The sequence below is a fragment of the Thioclava kandeliae genome, from assembly GCF_040297545.1.
GTDB classification, from domain to species: Bacteria; Pseudomonadota; Alphaproteobacteria; order Rhodobacterales; family Rhodobacteraceae; genus Thioclava; species Thioclava kandeliae.
This window is the reverse complement of the sequence record NZ_JAYWLC010000008.1, coordinates 97446-113655: the sequence shown is the minus strand read 5'-3', so window position 1 is coordinate 113655 and position 16210 is coordinate 97446. Positions and strand designations below refer to the sequence as shown.

General features: G+C 63.4%; 15 protein-coding genes. 6 read left to right on the top strand and 9 right to left on the bottom strand.

What is annotated here, in order from left to right:
• Positions 1 to 3: 3 nt before the first annotated feature.
• Complete coding sequence (locus VSX56_RS11715; protein ID WP_350937280.1) at positions 4 to 1587, bottom strand: sodium:solute symporter family transporter; 1584 nt, start codon at positions 1585 to 1587, stop codon at positions 4 to 6.
• Positions 1588 to 1992: 405 nt separating this feature from the next.
• Positions 1993 to 2433, bottom strand: coding sequence for an Lrp/AsnC family transcriptional regulator (locus VSX56_RS11710; RefSeq protein WP_339115440.1), 441 nt, complete (start codon positions 2431 to 2433; stop codon positions 1993 to 1995).
• A gap of 133 nt (positions 2434 to 2566) precedes the next feature.
• Between VSX56_RS11710 and VSX56_RS11705 the strand changes: the two genes are divergently transcribed.
• The 4 genes from VSX56_RS11705 (at position 2567) to pdxY (ending at position 6016) form a co-directional block, all read left to right on the top strand.
• Positions 2567 to 3307, top strand: a complete 741-nt coding sequence (locus tag VSX56_RS11705; protein WP_339115441.1) for a YqcI/YcgG family protein — start codon at positions 2567 to 2569, stop codon at positions 3305 to 3307.
• A 4-nt stretch (positions 3308 to 3311) separates the two neighbouring features.
• The gene (locus VSX56_RS11700; RefSeq protein WP_350937277.1) at positions 3312 to 3671 is read left to right on the top strand and encodes a cupin domain-containing protein; all 360 of its coding nucleotides are present in this window, start codon (positions 3312 to 3314) and stop codon (positions 3669 to 3671) included.
• Positions 3664 to 4932 carry an APC family permease gene (locus tag VSX56_RS11695; protein ID WP_350937275.1) on the top strand — a complete coding sequence of 423 codons (1269 nt, stop codon included), beginning with the start codon at positions 3664 to 3666 and terminating at the stop codon, positions 4930 to 4932. Before VSX56_RS11700 ends, VSX56_RS11695 begins: the two co-directional genes overlap by 8 nt.
• Positions 4933 to 5170: 238 nt before the next feature.
• Positions 5171 to 6016, top strand: a complete 846-nt coding sequence (gene pdxY / locus VSX56_RS11690) for a pyridoxal kinase (RefSeq protein ID WP_350937273.1) — start codon at positions 5171 to 5173, stop codon at positions 6014 to 6016.
• A gap of 5 nt (positions 6017 to 6021) precedes the next feature.
• On the opposite strand, the gene VSX56_RS11685 is transcribed toward pdxY, so the two are convergent.
• From VSX56_RS11685 to VSX56_RS11660, 6 genes are all read right to left on the bottom strand, one after another.
• Positions 6022 to 8307, bottom strand: coding sequence for a molybdopterin-dependent oxidoreductase (locus VSX56_RS11685; protein ID WP_350937271.1), 2286 nt, complete (start codon positions 8305 to 8307; stop codon positions 6022 to 6024).
• A gap of 130 nt (positions 8308 to 8437) precedes the next feature.
• Positions 8438 to 9904 (bottom strand): aldehyde dehydrogenase, encoded by a 1467-nt coding sequence (locus tag VSX56_RS11680; protein WP_350937269.1) that lies wholly within the window; start codon positions 9902 to 9904, stop codon positions 8438 to 8440.
• The gene (locus VSX56_RS11675; protein WP_350937267.1) at positions 9879 to 10952 is read right to left on the bottom strand and encodes an LLM class flavin-dependent oxidoreductase; all 1074 of its coding nucleotides are present in this window, start codon (positions 10950 to 10952) and stop codon (positions 9879 to 9881) included. Before VSX56_RS11675 ends, VSX56_RS11680 begins: the two co-directional genes overlap by 26 nt.
• A 4-nt stretch (positions 10953 to 10956) precedes the next feature.
• A complete protein-coding gene (locus tag VSX56_RS11670; protein WP_350937265.1) occupies positions 10957 to 11883 on the bottom strand; it encodes a flavin reductase in 927 nt (308 codons plus the stop codon).
• Positions 11880 to 12701, bottom strand: a complete 822-nt coding sequence (locus VSX56_RS11665; RefSeq protein WP_350937262.1) for an alpha/beta fold hydrolase — start codon at positions 12699 to 12701, stop codon at positions 11880 to 11882. The genes VSX56_RS11670 and VSX56_RS11665 overlap by 4 nt, the downstream gene beginning before the upstream one ends.
• The gene (locus VSX56_RS11660) at positions 12676 to 13278 is read right to left on the bottom strand and encodes an amino acid synthesis family protein (RefSeq protein ID WP_350937260.1); all 603 of its coding nucleotides are present in this window, start codon (positions 13276 to 13278) and stop codon (positions 12676 to 12678) included. The genes VSX56_RS11665 and VSX56_RS11660 overlap by 26 nt, the downstream gene beginning before the upstream one ends.
• Positions 13279 to 13388: 110 nt before the next feature.
• On the opposite strand from VSX56_RS11660, the gene VSX56_RS11655 reads away from it, so the two are divergent.
• Together VSX56_RS11655 and VSX56_RS11650 are read left to right on the top strand one after the other, a co-directional pair.
• The gene (locus VSX56_RS11655; protein WP_350937258.1) at positions 13389 to 14069 is read left to right on the top strand and encodes a GntR family transcriptional regulator; all 681 of its coding nucleotides are present in this window, start codon (positions 13389 to 13391) and stop codon (positions 14067 to 14069) included.
• A gap of 1 nt (position 14070) precedes the next feature.
• Positions 14071 to 14358: a DUF1330 domain-containing protein gene (locus VSX56_RS11650; RefSeq protein WP_349294971.1), complete on the top strand. Its 288-nt coding sequence runs from the start codon at positions 14071 to 14073 to the stop codon at positions 14356 to 14358.
• Between the two features lie 22 nt (positions 14359 to 14380).
• Here the strand turns inward: VSX56_RS11650 and VSX56_RS11645 are convergent, their stop codons facing one another.
• The gene (locus tag VSX56_RS11645; protein ID WP_350937256.1) at positions 14381 to 16183 is read right to left on the bottom strand and encodes an NAD(P)-binding domain-containing protein; all 1803 of its coding nucleotides are present in this window, start codon (positions 16181 to 16183) and stop codon (positions 14381 to 14383) included.
• Positions 16184 to 16210 lie beyond the last annotated feature (27 nt).

The window sequence follows — 16210 nt, the reverse complement described above, 5'->3', positions numbered from 1 at the left end:
CCCCTACCAGAATGCGATCAGGATCGCGGCCATACAGAGCACCAGAGCAACGGCCCAGAGCCGCACATCCATCAGCCCCATGCGGCTGCCACGAAACTCCGCGACCAGATCGACGGGACGCCAGATCAGATGGTCGTCGGGAGCCGCATGCCGTGGCAGGATAGTGGCCGAGAGCCCCAGATGCAGCAGGCAGGAGGCAATCGTCATCAGCGCCACTGTGATCGTGTAGTGCAGCGGCCAGAGCCCGACCTGCCCGAGCACAAAGAGGATGATCCCGAGGAGATGCATCGAGACCAGCGTGACAAGCGCTGATGTCTCGCCCACCCGCGAGGACACCGCCCCGAGGAAGAATACGGCCACCACCGGCGGCACGAGGATGGAGAACGCCTGCTGGAGATAGGACCAGATCCCGTCCGCATACTGGATCAGCGGCGCCACCAGCACGGCGATCAGCATGAAGAGCACCGTGCACAGGCTGCCATATCTGCGCGCGGCCTCTGGCGCGACCGCGCGATCGGGGCGGGTGAGGAAATCATGCACGACAAGCGTGGAGGAGCTGTTGAGCGTGGAATCCACCGTCGACATGATCGCGGCCACCAGCCCCGCCAGCACCAGCCCCGTCAGTCCGGGTGGTAGGATCTGGGTGATCATCGTCGGGAAGACCATATCCTGCGTCGGCAGATCGGGCAGAAGCGGCACCGCCATCGCCCCCGGCAGGACCATGATGAAGAGCGGTACGCATTTGAGGATGCCGCCGAAAAGCGCACCGCGCTGCGCATCGGGCAGGCTGCGCGCGCCCAGCACCCGCTGAACCACATACTGGTTGGTCACCCAGTACCAGAAGCCCAGCATCCACACCCCCAGAAACAGCCCCGGCCATGGCAGTCCGGGATCGTCGATCGGCTTGACGATATCGAGATGTCCTTCGGGCAACGCCTCGCGCACGCGGTCCCACGAGAAATCGAGCGATTGGAACATCAGGAAGGCGACGATCGAACATCCCACCAGCAGGATCACCGCCTGGATCACATCGGTATAGACAACCGCCTTCAGCCCGCCTGTGGCGGCATAGCCGCCCGCGAAGGCCCCGATGGCGATACAGCTGAGCCAGAGCGGCAGATCGGGGAAGAAGGTGGTCAGCACCACGCCCCCCGCATAGAGCCCGCCCGCTGTCTCGACCACCACGGTGAAGAAAATGGTCAGCGCCGAGAAATAGAGCCGCACCTTGCGCGAATAGCGCTGATCCAGCCATTCGGGCGTCGTCGTGACCTTTGCCTTGAGATAAAGCGGCGCGAAAATGAGCGCGAGAAAGATCAACGGGATCCCCGACATCCACTCGAAGGCCGAGCTGGCGATGCCGGTCGCATAGGCCGAGCCCGTCAGCCCGATGATCGTTGTGGTCGAGATATTGGAAGCGAAAAGCGACAGGCCGATTGCCCCCCATGCCAGCGACCGCCCGCCCAGAAAGAGGTCATCGCCGGTCTTGGTTCGCATCGAGACCCATATCCCGATCGCCAGCACCACGACGAGATAGGCGATGATCACGGCAATATCCAATGTGGTGATATGGGTCTGGACGGATTCCATGTGACGGGTTCCTTTTGGCTGGATGCGGCGGGCGGATCGCCTGTCGCGGGCCTTGCGCAGCGGCTGGATGCGGCAGGCACCTTACCCTTTCGCAAGATGGCAACAGGGCAGTGCGGGAAACGGGTTCCAGAGGCGCAAATATGGATGGCTGCCGCCCCCGAAATTATCGAGCGGGTGTCCTGCCGGCCATCGGGGCGATCTCGGGGCCGAGTCCCGGGCAGGGATCTCACTGGTGATCAATAAACTGTGTCACGTCTGACAGGCAGGTAGCCCGCAGGGCGGGTTCGTAAAGCGTCAAGCGCGCCGCGGGTGCAAGGTGACATCCTCCGGAACCGAGAAAATACCGGCAAAGGGGGAGGGGCGGCGGTCTGGCAGAGGGGCCTGAGATGGCGGCCCGATTGGTCGTTAGGCCTTCTCGCGCCACGATTTCAGCACGATGGAGGTGGTCACATCGATCACCTCCGGATGGCGCGAAAGCCGGTCGCGCAGCTCCTCGAGCACATCGAGATTGGCCGCCTCCAGCAGGATACGCATGTCGATATCGCCGGTCAGCGACCAGCATGATACCACTTCGCTCCAGCGTTGGATCGAAGCATAGACCACCGAGCAGGTATTGCGCTTGAGCCGCAGATCGAACATCGCGCGCGTTGTGGTGACCGAGGCCGCATGGGTCTGGTCCATCTCGATGGTGAAGCGGCTGATCACTTTCGTCTCGATCAGCTTGTCGACATGATACTTCACCGTAGGCCGCGACAGCCCGATGATATCCGCAATCTCGGTCAGCGAGCGACGACTGTTTTCGCGCAAGAGTTCCAGGATCAGATTATCGGTCGGGCTCAATTGCATGGCGATTCCTTAATTCCTGACAAGGATAGGGGATTTTTCTCCGAATCGAAGAGAGAATTGCATTTTGCACTGTATGCGGCGCGACGTCAGCGCGGCCAAACTCACTTAAACACTCAGTCAAGGATCATGATTCATGGATTTAGTCCTCACGCGGAACGATGTGGCCGGAAGGTATGGCGGCCAGGATTGGCAGCGGGTCGTGTTTTCCGAATTCGATGCGGCACTCACCAGCAAAAGCCGCCCCTTCCCCTGTGTCTTCGGCGTGGCGGGGTTCAAGACGGACCGGCTGCGCTTTGCCTTCCCCGAGCCGTTGACCCCCGAGACGCTGGCGCCGATCCTGCGCAACTATCTGGCGCAGGCCCGCGGGATCGGGGCAATGACCTCGCTGGTGATCTTCGCGCGCCCCACGCCGGTCGACACGCTCGAAGCCTATCGCGACCAGTTCTGGGATCTGCTCGACGGTCTGGTGGCCCTTGATGACAGCCCGCAGCCCGAAGGTGTCTCGCGCAATCTCGACGATCCGACATGGGAATTCTCCTTTGGCGGGGAGCCGATCTTTGTCGTGTGCAATACCCCCGCCCATGTGCTGCGCCAGAGCCGCCGCTCGAGCAGCTTCATGATCACCTTCCAGCCGCGTTGGGTGTTCAACGGCATCACCGATAGCAAGGCCCCCAGCATCACCCGTTCGCTGGACCGTGTGCGCGAGCTTCTGTCCGAATATGACATGCTCGCCCCCTCGCCGACGCTCGGCCATTACGGCGATCCCGCCAATCGCGAATACCAGCAGTATTTTATCGACGACACCAACGAGACCCCCGCCTGCCCCTACCACCAGCTGGGCAAGCCGCCTCTCAAACTCGTCAAGGAAGGATGATCCCATGAAAGACCTGAACCTGAGCCCCAAATCCCCGAGCGTGCGCCAGATCTCCGTCACCAAGGCCGATTACTGGTCGATCGTTGAAGAGCTCATGCCGCTTCAGGGCTGTATCGAGGTGCAGCAGGACCAGCCCGGCAAGGAGCATGCCTGGCATGTGCATGACAATGACGAGACCCTGGTGGTGCTGGAGGGGCATGCGAAATTCTACTGGGAGGGCGGCGATCAGATCTGCGGGCCGGGCTCGGTGATCTCGCTGCCCGCAGGCGTGCGCCACGGCTCCATCGCGATGGAAGATGGCGTGCGCTATCTCATCGCCTTCCAGGCGGTCGATCTGTCCCAGTTTGGAGCGGATAATGGCTGAGCTGAAAAAATCCCTTGGCGTCACCCGTGGCACGGCGATGATGCTCAATATCGTCCTCGGCGCCGGTCTGCTGACGCTGCCGGGTCTGGCGCTGCAGGAAGTGGGCGCGAGCGCCACGCTGATCTGGATCGCCTGTGCCGTGGCCGCAGCCCCACTCCTGTGGGTCTTCGGCATTCTCGGCAGACGCTATCCCGATGCGGGCGGGATCGCGGCGATCATGGGCCATGCGTTCGGGCGGCAGGGGCGCATCTGCGCGACGCTGCTGTTTCTGGGTGCTGTCTCGGTGGGGCTGCCGGCCATCGCACTGACCGGCGGGCATTATGTAGCGGCCACATTCGGCGGGCCCGCGGCGCTCTATGCCGCCATCATCCTGCTGGCCGCACTGGGCGTGAATTTCCTCTCGGCGGAAACCGCCGGACGGGTCAATACCTTTATCGCCTCGCTGGTGCTGGTGTTTATCCTCGGGCTGGCAATCGTGGGCTATCTCGCGGTCGCGCCTGCGCCTGCGCCTGCTCCGGTAACCGTGCCCCTGCAGGAGGTGCCGAGCCTGAGCCATATGGGCATGGCCTTCATGATGGTCTTCTTCGCCTTTACCGGCTGGGAGGTCAGCGCCAATCTGGGCGGCGAGTTCCGCAATCCCAAGCGCGATCTGCCGCGGGCCATGGCGCTGTCTTTCGCGGTGGCCGTCGTGCTCTATCTCGTGCTCTCGCAGGTCGTGGCCAAGGCCGGTGTGCTGGGGGCGGGGCCTGCGCCCTTCGCGCAGATCTTCGGCCAGTCCTTCGGGATCGGCGGGAGCGTCGCAATCTCGGCGCTGGCGGTCCTGCTGATCTTCGCCAATCTCTCGGCGGCGGTCTGGGCGGTCTCGCGCATGGTCTATTCGGCAGCCCGTGACGGGCTTCTGCCTGCGCCCATCGCCCGTATCCGCAATGACGTGCCGCTCAATGCGGTGATGCTGACGGTGGCGGTGCTTTTGGGCGTGGTCGCGCTGGTGGGCAGCGGTCTCCTCGATATGGCGCAGCTTCTGGCGGCGGCGGGGCAGAATTTCCTCCTGCTCTATACCGGTGCCGCGGCAAGTCTTCTCCGGCTCGAACGCAAGGCGCTCTACCGTGCGCTGTCGCTCCTGTGTCTGGCGCTGGTCGCCGCGCTCTTTATCGGGCGCGGGGGCGAGGGGCTAGCCTATCCCGCGCTCCTGATCGCGCTCGGACTGGTGATCGCCAAGGCGCAGGGCAAGGATCGCCCGATTGCCAGCCCCGCCGAATGAGGCGGGACCGATATCCTTTGGGCATAACCTGTCTCTTTTAGACTGCCTCTCCCCCAGACTGGGCCGATCTCCGGATCGGCCCTTTTTTCCTATGCGCGGTTTGGCCGGACGAGGGGGCCAGAACTGCTGCCGGGAACTGGATGCCGGAACCGGATGCCCGAATTGGCGGCCCGAAATATTGACCCGCCCCCGATCGGGGCGTATCGCCTATGATCGTCACCCATCGCCGGAGCCCGCCATGACCCGACCGCCCTTCGTGATCTCGATCCAGAGTCAGGTCGTCTTCGGCCATGTCGGAAATTCGGCGGCTGCTTTCCCGATGCAGGCAGCGGGGCTGGAGGTGGCGGTGATCCCGACGGTGATCTTCTCCAATACCCCTGATTATCCGACGCTCCGGGGCCAGGCGCTGCCGCCCGGTTTCTTTGCCGATCTTCTCCTAGGGGCGCAGGAACGCGATCTGCCACGGCGGGCCGATTACATCGTGACGGGCTATATCGGCTCGCTCGAGGTGGCCCAGCAAACCGCTGATTTTATCGCTGATGCCAAGGCGCAGAACCCCGATCTGATCTATCTGTGCGATCCGGTGATGGGCGATCAGGGGCCGGGTCTCTATGTGCCCGAAACCATTGCCGATGTGATGCGCGAGCGTCTTTTGCCGATGGCCGATCTGGCCACGCCCAACCCTTTCGAGCTGGGATGGCTGACGGGGCGCAAGATCGACACGCTGGCCGGTCTGGAGGACGCGAGGGCCGATCTGCGTCTGGCGCCCGGGGCGCGGCTCGTGGTGACGGGATGTGCGTTGAACGATACGCCTGCGGGCAAGATCGAGAGCATCATCTTGGGCGAGGGCGTGCCCAGCCGCCATCCTGTCACCCATCTGCCGATTGCTCTGCCCGGGACCGGCGATCTTTTCGCGGGGCTGATCGTGGCCTGCCTCGGGCGCGGAATGACCCTGCGGCAAGCGGTGGCCCGTGCGCAGGATCTGGTCTCTGTCGCCTTGGCCCACGCCCGTGATCTGGGCGCGGGCGAGGTGGTGCTGAGCGAACCCGGCTTCCGCAAGGCGCTGCTGACCTTGGGCGATTGAACGGCCTATGCCAGCTCGGGCGGCGTGAAGGGGGCGGGCGCTGAGGCCTGTGTGGCTTTCACGATGCGCACCAGACAGCTATGGGCCGCACATCCCTGCGAGAGCTGGGAGGCGGGGCGGTCCTGTGTCAGCACATTGGGGTTGCCATGGCGCTCGAGCCCCGTCTCGGGACAGGGGTCGAACCAAGCGCCCGTCGAGAGCCTTAGCACATTGGGCGCCACACCCGCATCGGGCACCGCAGAGGCCAGACAGCGCCCGCGCGCATTATGGATCTCGACCAGATCGCCATAGGCCAGACCCAGACGCGCGGCGTCGCGGTCGTTGAGATGGGCGGGCTCGCGCCCGTGGATCTTGCCTGCCAGACTATGGGGCGAGGCATCGAGCTGGCTGTGGAGCTTGCGGGCGGGCTGGTCCGAGATCAGGTGGAACTGGTCGGGGGCGGCCTCTCCCGCCCATTCTCCGGGCGGCATCCAGGTGGGATGGCCGAAACAATCTGGGAGCCCCATCGCATGGATTGCCTCGCTGAAGATCTCGATCCGGCCCGAGGGCGTCTCGAGCGGTGCGCCTTCGGGATCTGCGCGGAAGGCACTCAGCATCACGCGTTGCTCGGGCGGATCATGGGGCTGCAGATCGATCACGCCGGCCTCGCGGAAGGCGGCATAATCGGGCAGGTCGACCCCCTCGCGCGCCCACATCTTGCGCATGCGGGCATAGAGGCTCTCGATCCATTCGGCCTCGCTGCGGTTCTCGGTGAATTTCTCCTCAACGCCCATCACCCGGGCGATGCGGGTGAAGATGGCATAATCGCTCTCGGCCAGTCCGGGGGGCTCGGCCGCCTTATGGGTATGCATCACCACCCCCTCCATCGTGGCATAGCCCAGATCCTCGCGCTCATGCGCCATCGAGACCGGTAGCACGATATCGGCGCGCCGCGCGGTGGCGGTCCATGCCTGCTCATGCACGATGATCGTATCGGGCTTCTGCCAGGCCCGCTCCAGCCGGTTGAGGTCCTGATGGTGGTGATAGGGGTTGCCGCCGGCCCAGTAGACCAGCCGGATATCGGGGTAGCTATAGGTTTCGCCATCATAGGTGAAAGGCGCGCCCGGAGTGAGAAGCATATCCGCGATCCGCGCTACGGGGATGAACTCCTTCACCGGATTGATCCCCTGCGGCAGCGAGGCCCCGCGAAGCTCGGCATGCGGGCTACCCATCAGGTTCTCGGCGCCATAGCCCACGCCGAAGCCGCCACCGGGCAGTCCGATCTGACCCAGCATCGCGGCCAGTGTAACGACCATCCAGAAAGGCTGCTCGCCATGTTCGGCCCGTTGCAGCGCCCATGCGATATTGATCATCACCCGCTTGCCGGTCATCTTGCGCGCAAGGGCGCGGATCGTGGGGGCCTCGATCCCGCACAGGGGGGCGGCCCAGTCGGCATCTTTGGGCTGACCGTCTCCGGCCCCCGTCAGATAGGGCTCGAATTTTTCCCAACCGGTGCAATAGCGGTCAAGGAAGGCGCGGTCATGCGCGCCCATCGCGCGGATCTCATGGGCCAGTGCCAGAAGGAAGGCGGTGTCACTTCCGGGCCGGATTGGCAGCCACTCTACGGGTGCGCCGGTCTCCATATTGTCGCGCAGCGGCGAGACATTGATACATTCGACCCCGGCACCCGCCATCTGGCGCAGCCCCTCGCGCACGCGGTGACGCGCGACACCCGCCTGCGAGATCTGTGCGTTTTTCAGCGGCACCCCGCCAAGGGTCAGGAAGAGATCGCAATGCGCGGCCAGATCGTCCCATGTGTTGTGGTTGTTCATCAGCCAAGCCATCGGTGCCACTGCATGCGGCAGAACCACCCGTGCGGCGGCGAGGGAATAGCTGTCGCGATGGGCGACATAGCCGCCGATCGTGTTGAGGAAACGGTGAACCTGCGATTGCGCGTGATGGAAGCGCCCCGCCGAAGCCCAGCCGTAGGAGCCGCCAAAAATCGCTTTGTTTCCATAGGCCTGGCGGATGCGGTCCAGCTCGGCACCTGCCAGTTCGGCGGCCTTGTCCCAGCTGACCTCGACAAAAGCTTCGCGTCCGCGCAGATCGGGGCGCGCACCCGGACCCTGTTCGAGCCAGCTCTTGCGGATGGCGGGCCGCAAGACCCGTGTGCGTGCCACCTCGGGCGAAAGCTGGTGCAGCCCGATCGGGTTCGGATCGGGATCGAGCGCATTGCTCTTCAGCCGCACCCCTTTGGGGCCTTCGACAATATCATAGGTGCCCCAATGGGAAAGCGTCTGGCGGGAAGTCATGGCGGGCCTCATGCACGGATTACACGTGCAGACCATGCCACTGGAAAAGTGGCTTAGCCATAGGCAGGCTCAGGTTTTTCGGGCTGGTGGCGCAGAATTACTCCCGCGCCACCCGAATGGGCAGTTGTCCTTACCGCATCACGAATGGATCGGGAATGGGATCGTCGCTGGTGCGCAGCCAGACCGTTTTGACGGTGGTGTAATCGAGTGCGGCGGCCAGCCCGCCCTCGCGCCCATGCCCCGACATCCCGTGCCCGCCGAAAGGCGCCATCGGGCTGACCGCGCGATAGGTGTTCACCCAGACGATGCCTGCGCGGATCGCGCGGATCATCCGGTGCGCGCGGGTGAGGTTTTGGGTGAATACCCCCGAGGCCAGACCGAAGGCCGTGTCATTGGCCAGAGCGATGGCCTCGTCCTCGGTGTCGAACCCCACGACCGACAGCACGGGCCCGAAGAATTCCTGCGTGATGCAATCGGCCTCGCGGGCATGGGTGCAATCGAGGATGGTGGGCGGGAAATAGTAGCCCGCACGGTCCGGCACTGTGCCGCCCGTGACCAGCGTCGCCCCCTGATCCAGCGAGCGGGCGATCAGCTCCTGCGCATGCGCGCGCTGGCGGGCGGTGCAAAGGGGGCCGATCTCGGTGCCCATATCATCGGGCGGGCCGATGATGCAGGCTTCGGCCTTGGCCTTCAGCCTTGCCAGAAATGCGTCCTTCACCCCGTTCTGGACCAGTAGCCGCGAGCCCGCCACACAGCTCTGGCCGGTGGCGGCAAAGATCCCCGAGACCTGCGCATTGGCCGCGCTGTCCAGATCGGCATCGTCAAAGACGATGAAGGGCGATTTGCCCCCCAGTTCCAGCGAGGTCGAGGCGAGGTTCTCGGCCGAATTGCGGATGATCTGGCGCGCGGTCTCCGGCCCGCCGGTAAAGGCCACATGCGCCACTTTGGGATGGCGGGTCAGCACCGCGCCACACTCCGCCCCGAAGCCCGTGACGATGTTGAGTACCCCTTTGGGGAAGCCCGCCTGATCGAAGATCTTGGCGAATTCCAGCATCGGCGCGGGGCCGTCCTCTGACGCTTTGAGCACGACCGTGCAGCCCGCCGCCAGTGCCGGCCCGATCTTGACCGCCGAAAGAAACAGCTGCGAGTTCCACGGCACGATGGCGGCCACCACGCCAATCGGCTCGCGCCGGAGCCAGACCTCCATATCGGGCTTGTCGATGGGCAGATGCGCCCCCTCGATTTTATCGGCAAGCCCCGCATAATAGCGGTAATACTCGGCCACATAGGCGATCTGGGCGCGGGTCTCGCGGATGATCTTGCCGGTGTCGCGGGTCTCGATCTCGGCCAGCGCCTGCGCGTTCTCGGCAATCAGGTCGGCCAGCCGGTAGAGCAGTTTGCCCCGTGCGCTCGCGGTCATTCCCGCCCATTCGGGGGAGAGGAAGGCACGATGGGCGGCCTCCACCGCGCGGTCCACATCGGCGGATTTCGCCTCGGGCATCAGTGCCCAGGGCGCGCCCGTTGCGGGGTCGAGGCTTTCGAACTGCGCCGATCCAGCGTCAAAAGTGCCGTCAATATACTGCTGAAAGCTCTGCATCGGCATCCTCCTTCTTGAAGGCGGGCATCACCTCGTTGATGAAGCGCAAAAGCGAGGCCTTTTTGCGCTCGAAACTCTGGCTCGAGTCGATCCAGAAGGAATATTCGTCATAGCCCTGCGCCTCATAGGTGCGGAGGCGGGCGATGAATTCCTCGGGCGTGCCGATCACCAGATCGCGCTGCATGGCCTCGGGGGTGTAGAACGGATGGGCCGCGATCTCCTCGTCCGAGAGAGGAGCTATCAGACCTTGGGTGATCTCGCGCTTGTTCATGAACCACGCGCCGAAATAGTTGTAGAAGCGGTTGAACTCGCGGGCCGCTTCCTTGGCATCCGCCGCGTCCTCGGCCACATAGCTATGCATCAGAAGCATGATCTTGGGGCGCGGGATTTCGGGGTGTCTGGCGCAGGCATCGTTGAACGTGTCGATCAGATGCTGCACCTCTGGCTCGCCCTTCCACAGCGGCGCGACCTGCACGTTGCAGCCATTGGCCACGGCAAATTCATGGCTGTTGGGGTCGCGGGCGGCGACCCAGATCGGCGGGCCGTTCTCTTGCAGCGGTAGCGGTGCCGAAGTGGTTTTGGGGAACTGGTAGAATTCGCCTTCATGGGCGTAATCCCCCTTCCAGAGCGCCTTTACCGCAGGGACCAGCTCGCGCAGGCGCTGGCCCGCGCCCCATGCGTCGAGCCCCGGCATCATCCGGTCATATTCGAACGTATAGGCGCCGCGGGCAATGCCGAGATCAAGGCGCCCGTCGGTGATGATGTCGGCCATCGCCGCCTCGCCCGCCAGCCGGATCGGATGCCAGAAGGGCGCGATCACGGTGCCGGTGCCAAGGCGCACATGTTTGGTGTGACGCGCGACATCCACGAGGCTGAGAAGCGGATTGGGCGCGATGGTAAAATTCATCCCGTGATGCTCGCCCGTCCAGACGGCATGCATGCCGCCTTCATCGGCGATCTTACACAATTCGATGAATTCGTCGTAAAGCTGTTTTTGATTATCTTCGGAAGAGATGCGCTCCATATGCGCGAAAAGCGAGAATTTCATACCGTTAGCTCCCGGCAGAGACCGTGCGGACCTCGCCGCTGGTCTGCGTTCCGTAATAAACCCCGAAGCTGCCGATGCGCGTTTCCTCCATGAAACGCTTCAGCATCTGGCAGGTGGCTGGATCGGCAAGATCCATCAATGTCGACGGGACGAGTTCGGTGAAAGCGCCGGTTTGCGGCACCCCACCTGCGGCATCACAGTGAAAGGTAATATGCTGGCAGTTGCGGCGCGTATCCTCATAGACGGCATAGAGAAACCCCTTGCGGGCATCGAGCCCCGTGGCCTCCAGCAGCCGGTCGAGTGCGGCCGAGACCCCGTCACGCCCGACCTTGGTTTCGGGCAGGACAAGGCCCCCGTTGCGGTCGCTCACCAGAAGGACGCGGTCCTCGTGGCGGATCAGGGCCGAGACCCTGACCTCCACGCCTGAATCGATTCGGTCAAGCGCACGGGCCTCGGTTGCGGGGCGCAGATAGGCCCCGCGTGCATAGCCCAGACCTGCGGTAGGGCTGGTGCCGAACGCCTCCACGCGCCCGATCAGGATCACATGGTCACCCGCCTCGACGATCTGGTGGGGAACGCAGTCGAACCATGCCGAGACATCACCGATCACCGGTGCGCCATTGGGACCCGGCCACCAATGCAGGTCGCGGAAGCGGTCCTCTGAGGGCCGCGCGAAGGTATTGGAGATGTCTTTCTGGTCTTCGGAGAGGATATTCACCGCAAAGCCGCGGCTCTCGGTAAAGGCGCGGTAATTGCGCGAGCCATTGGCGAGGCAGACAAGAAGAAGCGGCGGATCAAGGGAAACGGAAGTAAAGGAATTTGCTGTAAAGCCCAAGGGCTTGCCAGTCTCGTCATGGGTGGTGACCACGGTCACACCGGTCAGGAATGACCCGAACGCATCGCGGAGCGCGCGTGGATCGAGCTGGGTCATGGGGCACCTCCTCCCGTAACCGGTGCAAGCGCCGGTATCGCAAGCCATTCCTCCAGCGCGGCATTCACCCGCGCGGGGGCCGTCAGATTCACCATGTGGCGCTGGTCTTCGATTATGAGCGTGCGGCCGCGAGGAGCGGCTCGTGCCATAGCTTCGGCCATTGCGGGGGTCGAGTTGGGGTCACCCGATCCTGTCAGTGCCAGAAGCGGGCAGGTGATCTGGGCAAACCTGTCAGCATAGGTGGCGTCCCCTTCGGCAAAGGCCCGATAGGCGGTGGCATAGCCATTCGGGTCCACCGCCTTCAACCAACCCGCCACTTTTTCGCGTGCGGATTGCTCCTCGGGGGTCTCTGCAAACCAGCGCGTGAGCGGTGTGGTCAGATCGAACACGCCCTGCGCGATGAGGGCCGCACGGGCCTTGACCGCCTCGCGGGCGGCGGGATCGCGGCGGAACACTCCGTTCAGCAGCGCCACGCGAGTGACCTGATCGGGATGCTCGACCGCCATGCCGCCGGCCACCAGCGCCCCCATCGAATGGCCTGCCAGACTGACCGGCCCCAGATCGAGCGCCTCGAGCACCTGATGCAGCCATCCGACATAATCGGGCAGGCGAGCGGTGTCGGGCAGGGGGGAGCTTTGCCCATGACCGGGCATATCGAGGGCGATTACCCGATAGCGGTCCGAGAGCGCCTCGATCTGCGGCCCCCATGCGGCGGAGTTCATCCCCACCCCATGGATCAGCACCAGTGGCGCGCCCTTGCCTGCGTCAATCCCCCCGAGCGTTCCCAGACGCTCAGACAGATGCAGGGTTGTCGACATCGCCACCCATCTCCTTCAGATCCTGATAGCGGTCACCGATGCGGTGATGCGGGCGCCCACCGATCGAGGCCCCGAGCGCGATGACAATTTCATCTGCGGCGGGGGCATCGGCCACCGATAGCTGCATGGTCAGATAATGACTGCGACGGCCGCCATCATTCTTGTCCATCAGCGGGATATAAAGGGGGGCATTGGCCGGACCGCGGGTGTTGCAGAAGGCCAGATAGGATTTGGCACCGACCGCTTCGCGGTAATGGTTGCCAAAGCGCAGGGTATGGATAAGGGCCGAGGCATGTTCGACCTCGCCATTGAGACCCACAATCGCCGATTTGCCATAACCCTCGACCTTGTCGCCGCCCCCTGCGGCATCAAGGATCATCTTGGTCAGCAGCGCGCCAAGGCCCGGTGCGCAATCAAGGATCTCGGGACTGAGGTCTTCAACAAAGCCCTTTCCCGCCCAAGGGTTACGGATAACGGCGATGGCCGCGATCATGCGCAAAGGGGTCTCGGCCACCTTGCCACCTTCGATCAGCGTGTCTTCGATATGCAGCAATGTCTTGCGAATCTCAGCAGGCATTGAACGCTCCCGGTTGGATCTATTTTTTAGTATTATGGACTCATGGAATACCGTAATACAATCCTACAATCAAGCTTGTCGTATGAGGGCGGATCTGATAGGAAAATGCCATGACAACTCTTGGCCTCAATAAGATCGACCAGCAGCCGATCACCCTGCGCGAGGTGGTGCTTGACCGCCTGCGTGATGCGATCATCAATGACGTGTTCAAGCCCGGCGAGCGGCTGATCGAGCGGGTTCTGTGCGAACAGCTGGGCGTCAGTCGCACGGTCGTGCGCGAGAGCCTGCGCTATCTCGATGCCGAGGGGCTGGTGGAGCATGTGCCTAATCGCGGGCCGATTGTCGCACGGATGACTTGGGCCGATGCCCGCCAGATTTACGAGATCCGGCGCAAGCTGGAAAGTGATGCGGCGGAGGCCTGCGCGCGTAATATGACGCCCGCGCAGGAGCGCCGCCTGCGCAAGGCCCTGAACGAGCTGGAATCGGCGGCGCTGCAACATGAAAGCTCGGCGCTCTTCAAGGCCACAACGAGGTTCTACGAGGTGATCTTCGAGGGCGCGGGCCACACTATCGCTTGGGAAATCGTGAGCCGGTTGAACAGCCGGATTTCGCGGCTCCGGATCATGACGCTGACCAGTGCCGACCGGGATGTGTCCGGCCCGGGCCATATGCGCGCGATCTGCGAGGCGATTGCCGCCCATGATGCGCAGGCCGCCCGTCTGGCGGTCGAGGCGCATCTGAAAGACGCCTCCGCGATTGCCGAAACGCTTCTGAAACGCGAGGAGAGCTGACATGCCCAAAGCCTACTGGATCGCGCGGGTGACGGTGACCGACCCCGACGCCTATAGCGGCTATCAGGCGCTGGCACCTGCGGCCTTCCAGAAATACGGCGCGGTGTTTCTGGCGCGTGGCGGCGTGACCGAGGCGATGGAGGGCCCCGACTGGGAGCGCCATGTGGTGATCGAATTTGCCGATCTGGCCACAGCCAAAGCCTGTTACACCTCGCCTGAATATCGCGCGGCCCGAGAGGCCCGCGCAGGCGCTTGCCGCGCCGAGATCTTCCTCACCGAAGGGATTTAAGGGGCGCGTAGCGCCCCTTTTGTCAGCTCAGGTGATGGGGCGGCGCGAGGCCGTAAACGGGCGTGTCGATCCCCGCATGACGTGCCTTCAGCTGCAGCGCCAGATAGCGCGAATAATGGCGTGACTGGTGCAGGTTACCGCCGTGGAACCATAGGCCGTCCTGCATGGTGGGTTTCCACATATTGCGCTGCTCGCCCTCCCATGGACCGGGGTCTTTGGTGGTGTCGGAGCCCAGGCCCCAGCATTTACCGACCTTGTCGGCGACTTCCTGGGAGATGAGATCGGCGGCCCAACCGTTCATCGAGCCGTAACCCGTCGCATAGACCACCAGATCGGCGGGGAGGTCCGTGCCATCATCGAGCACCACGGAAGTTTCGGTCAGATGGCTGATCCCCTTGCCCGATTGCAGCTTTATCGAGCCATCGATCACCAGATCACAAGCGCCCACATCGATATAGTAGCCCGAGCCACGGCGCAGATATTTCATGAACAGACCCGACTCATCATCGCCGAAATCGAGCATGAATCCCGCCTTTTCCAGTGCTGAATAGAAGTCTGCATCGCGGGCCTTGATCTCGGCATATTGCGGGACATGCCACTCATGCATGATCTTGTAGGGCAATGAGGCAAAAATCATATCGGCCTTATCGGTGGTGATGCCGTTTGCCACCGCCTCTTCGGAATAGAGCGCGCCCAGACAGACCTCGCGCAGGCTGTCGGATTTGACGATATGGGTCGAGGACCGCTGCACCATCGTCACATCCGCCCCATTCTCCCAAAGGGCGGCGCAGATATCATGGGCCGAGTTATTCGCCCCGATCACCACCACCTTTTTGCCGCGATAGGCATCGGGGCCGGGATGCTGGCTGGAATGTTGCTGCTCGCCCTTGAAGACATCCTGCCCCTTGATCTGCGGGACATTCGCCTTGCCCGACATGCCGGTGGCCATCACCAATTGCTTGGGGTGCAGGGTGATCTCTTCGCCCGCGCGGTCGAGCACCACGGTCCATTCGCCCTTGGCCGCGTCATATTGCGCCGATGTCGCGCGGGTGGAGGACCAGTAATTCAGCTCCATCACGCGGGTATACATCTCGAGCCAGTCCCCGATCTTGTCTTTGGGCGCAAAGACCGGCCAGTTATCGGGGAAGGGGATATATGGCAGGTGGTCATACCAGACCGGATCATGCAGGCAGAGCGATTTATAGCGCTGCCGCCATTGGTCACCGGGCCGCTCATGCGCATCCACCACGATGGTCGGCACATCCAGCTGCCGCAGCCGCGCACCCAAGGCGATGCCACCCTGACCGCCGCCGATAATCAGCACATAGGGCTGGGTCTCGATGCCAAGGCTTGCTGCCTCCTGCTCGCGCTGTTCCTTCCACGAGAGGCGGTTCGGGTCATGGCCGTGCTCGGCCCCCATCGGACGGCGCAGTTTGCGCGGCTCCTCATGGCCTGTCAGCTCATGAAGTGTCGTCAGCAGGGTCCAGATCTTGCCCTCTTTCATCCGGATATACCCCACGCCGTGCCCCAGCGAGGTCTCGAGCCGGAGCCAGCCTTCGGTCACGCCATCGGCCTCTGTCACCGCCTCCGACGGGTCCAGATGTAGCGCCTGTGCGCGGATCACCGGTAGCTGTGCGGCCGCCATATCGGCAATTGCCGGACGCCCCTCAAGCGTCTTCAGGTTCCATGTGAAGGCCGCCAGATCGCGCCAATAGCTGTCTTCCAGAAACAGATCGGCCACCGCCTGCGCATCGCAGGCAATCATCGCGCGTTCGAGATCGGTCACGAGCGCCTGCAAAGCGCCGTGTTGGGACGTATCGAGCATAGGTTTCTCCTCCCTTGGCTCTGGTGA

Bases quoted from the DNA above. Each gene is read 5' to 3' on its own strand.
- VSX56_RS11695 (WP_350937275.1), top strand. From the start codon at position 3,664: ATGGCTGAGCTGAAAAAATCCCTTGGCGTCACCCGTGGCACGGCGATG.
- VSX56_RS11665 (WP_350937262.1), bottom strand. From the start codon at position 12,701: ATGTCGACAACCCTGCATCTGTCTGAGCGTCTGGGAACGCTCGGGGGG.
- VSX56_RS11715 (WP_350937280.1), bottom strand. From the start codon at position 1,587: ATGGAATCCGTCCAGACCCATATCACCACATTGGATATTGCCGTGATC.
- pdxY (WP_350937273.1), top strand. From the start codon at position 5,171: ATGACCCGACCGCCCTTCGTGATCTCGATCCAGAGTCAGGTCGTCTTC.
- VSX56_RS11660 (WP_350937260.1), bottom strand. From the start codon at position 13,278: ATGCCTGCTGAGATTCGCAAGACATTGCTGCATATCGAAGACACGCTG.
- VSX56_RS11705 (WP_339115441.1), top strand. From the start codon at position 2,567: ATGGATTTAGTCCTCACGCGGAACGATGTGGCCGGAAGGTATGGCGGC.
- VSX56_RS11675 (WP_350937267.1), bottom strand. From the start codon at position 10,952: ATGAAATTCTCGCTTTTCGCGCATATGGAGCGCATCTCTTCCGAAGAT.
- VSX56_RS11710 (WP_339115440.1), bottom strand. From the start codon at position 2,433: ATGCAATTGAGCCCGACCGATAATCTGATCCTGGAACTCTTGCGCGAA.
- VSX56_RS11680 (WP_350937269.1), bottom strand. From the start codon at position 9,904: ATGCAGAGCTTTCAGCAGTATATTGACGGCACTTTTGACGCTGGATCG.
- VSX56_RS11685 (WP_350937271.1), bottom strand. From the start codon at position 8,307: ATGACTTCCCGCCAGACGCTTTCCCATTGGGGCACCTATGATATTGTC.
- VSX56_RS11645 (WP_350937256.1), bottom strand. From the start codon at position 16,183: ATGCTCGATACGTCCCAACACGGCGCTTTGCAGGCGCTCGTGACCGAT.
- VSX56_RS11650 (WP_349294971.1), top strand. From the start codon at position 14,071: ATGCCCAAAGCCTACTGGATCGCGCGGGTGACGGTGACCGACCCCGAC.
- VSX56_RS11670 (WP_350937265.1), bottom strand. From the start codon at position 11,883: ATGACCCAGCTCGATCCACGCGCGCTCCGCGATGCGTTCGGGTCATTC.
- VSX56_RS11700 (WP_350937277.1), top strand. From the start codon at position 3,312: ATGAAAGACCTGAACCTGAGCCCCAAATCCCCGAGCGTGCGCCAGATC.
- VSX56_RS11655 (WP_350937258.1), top strand. From the start codon at position 13,389: ATGACAACTCTTGGCCTCAATAAGATCGACCAGCAGCCGATCACCCTG.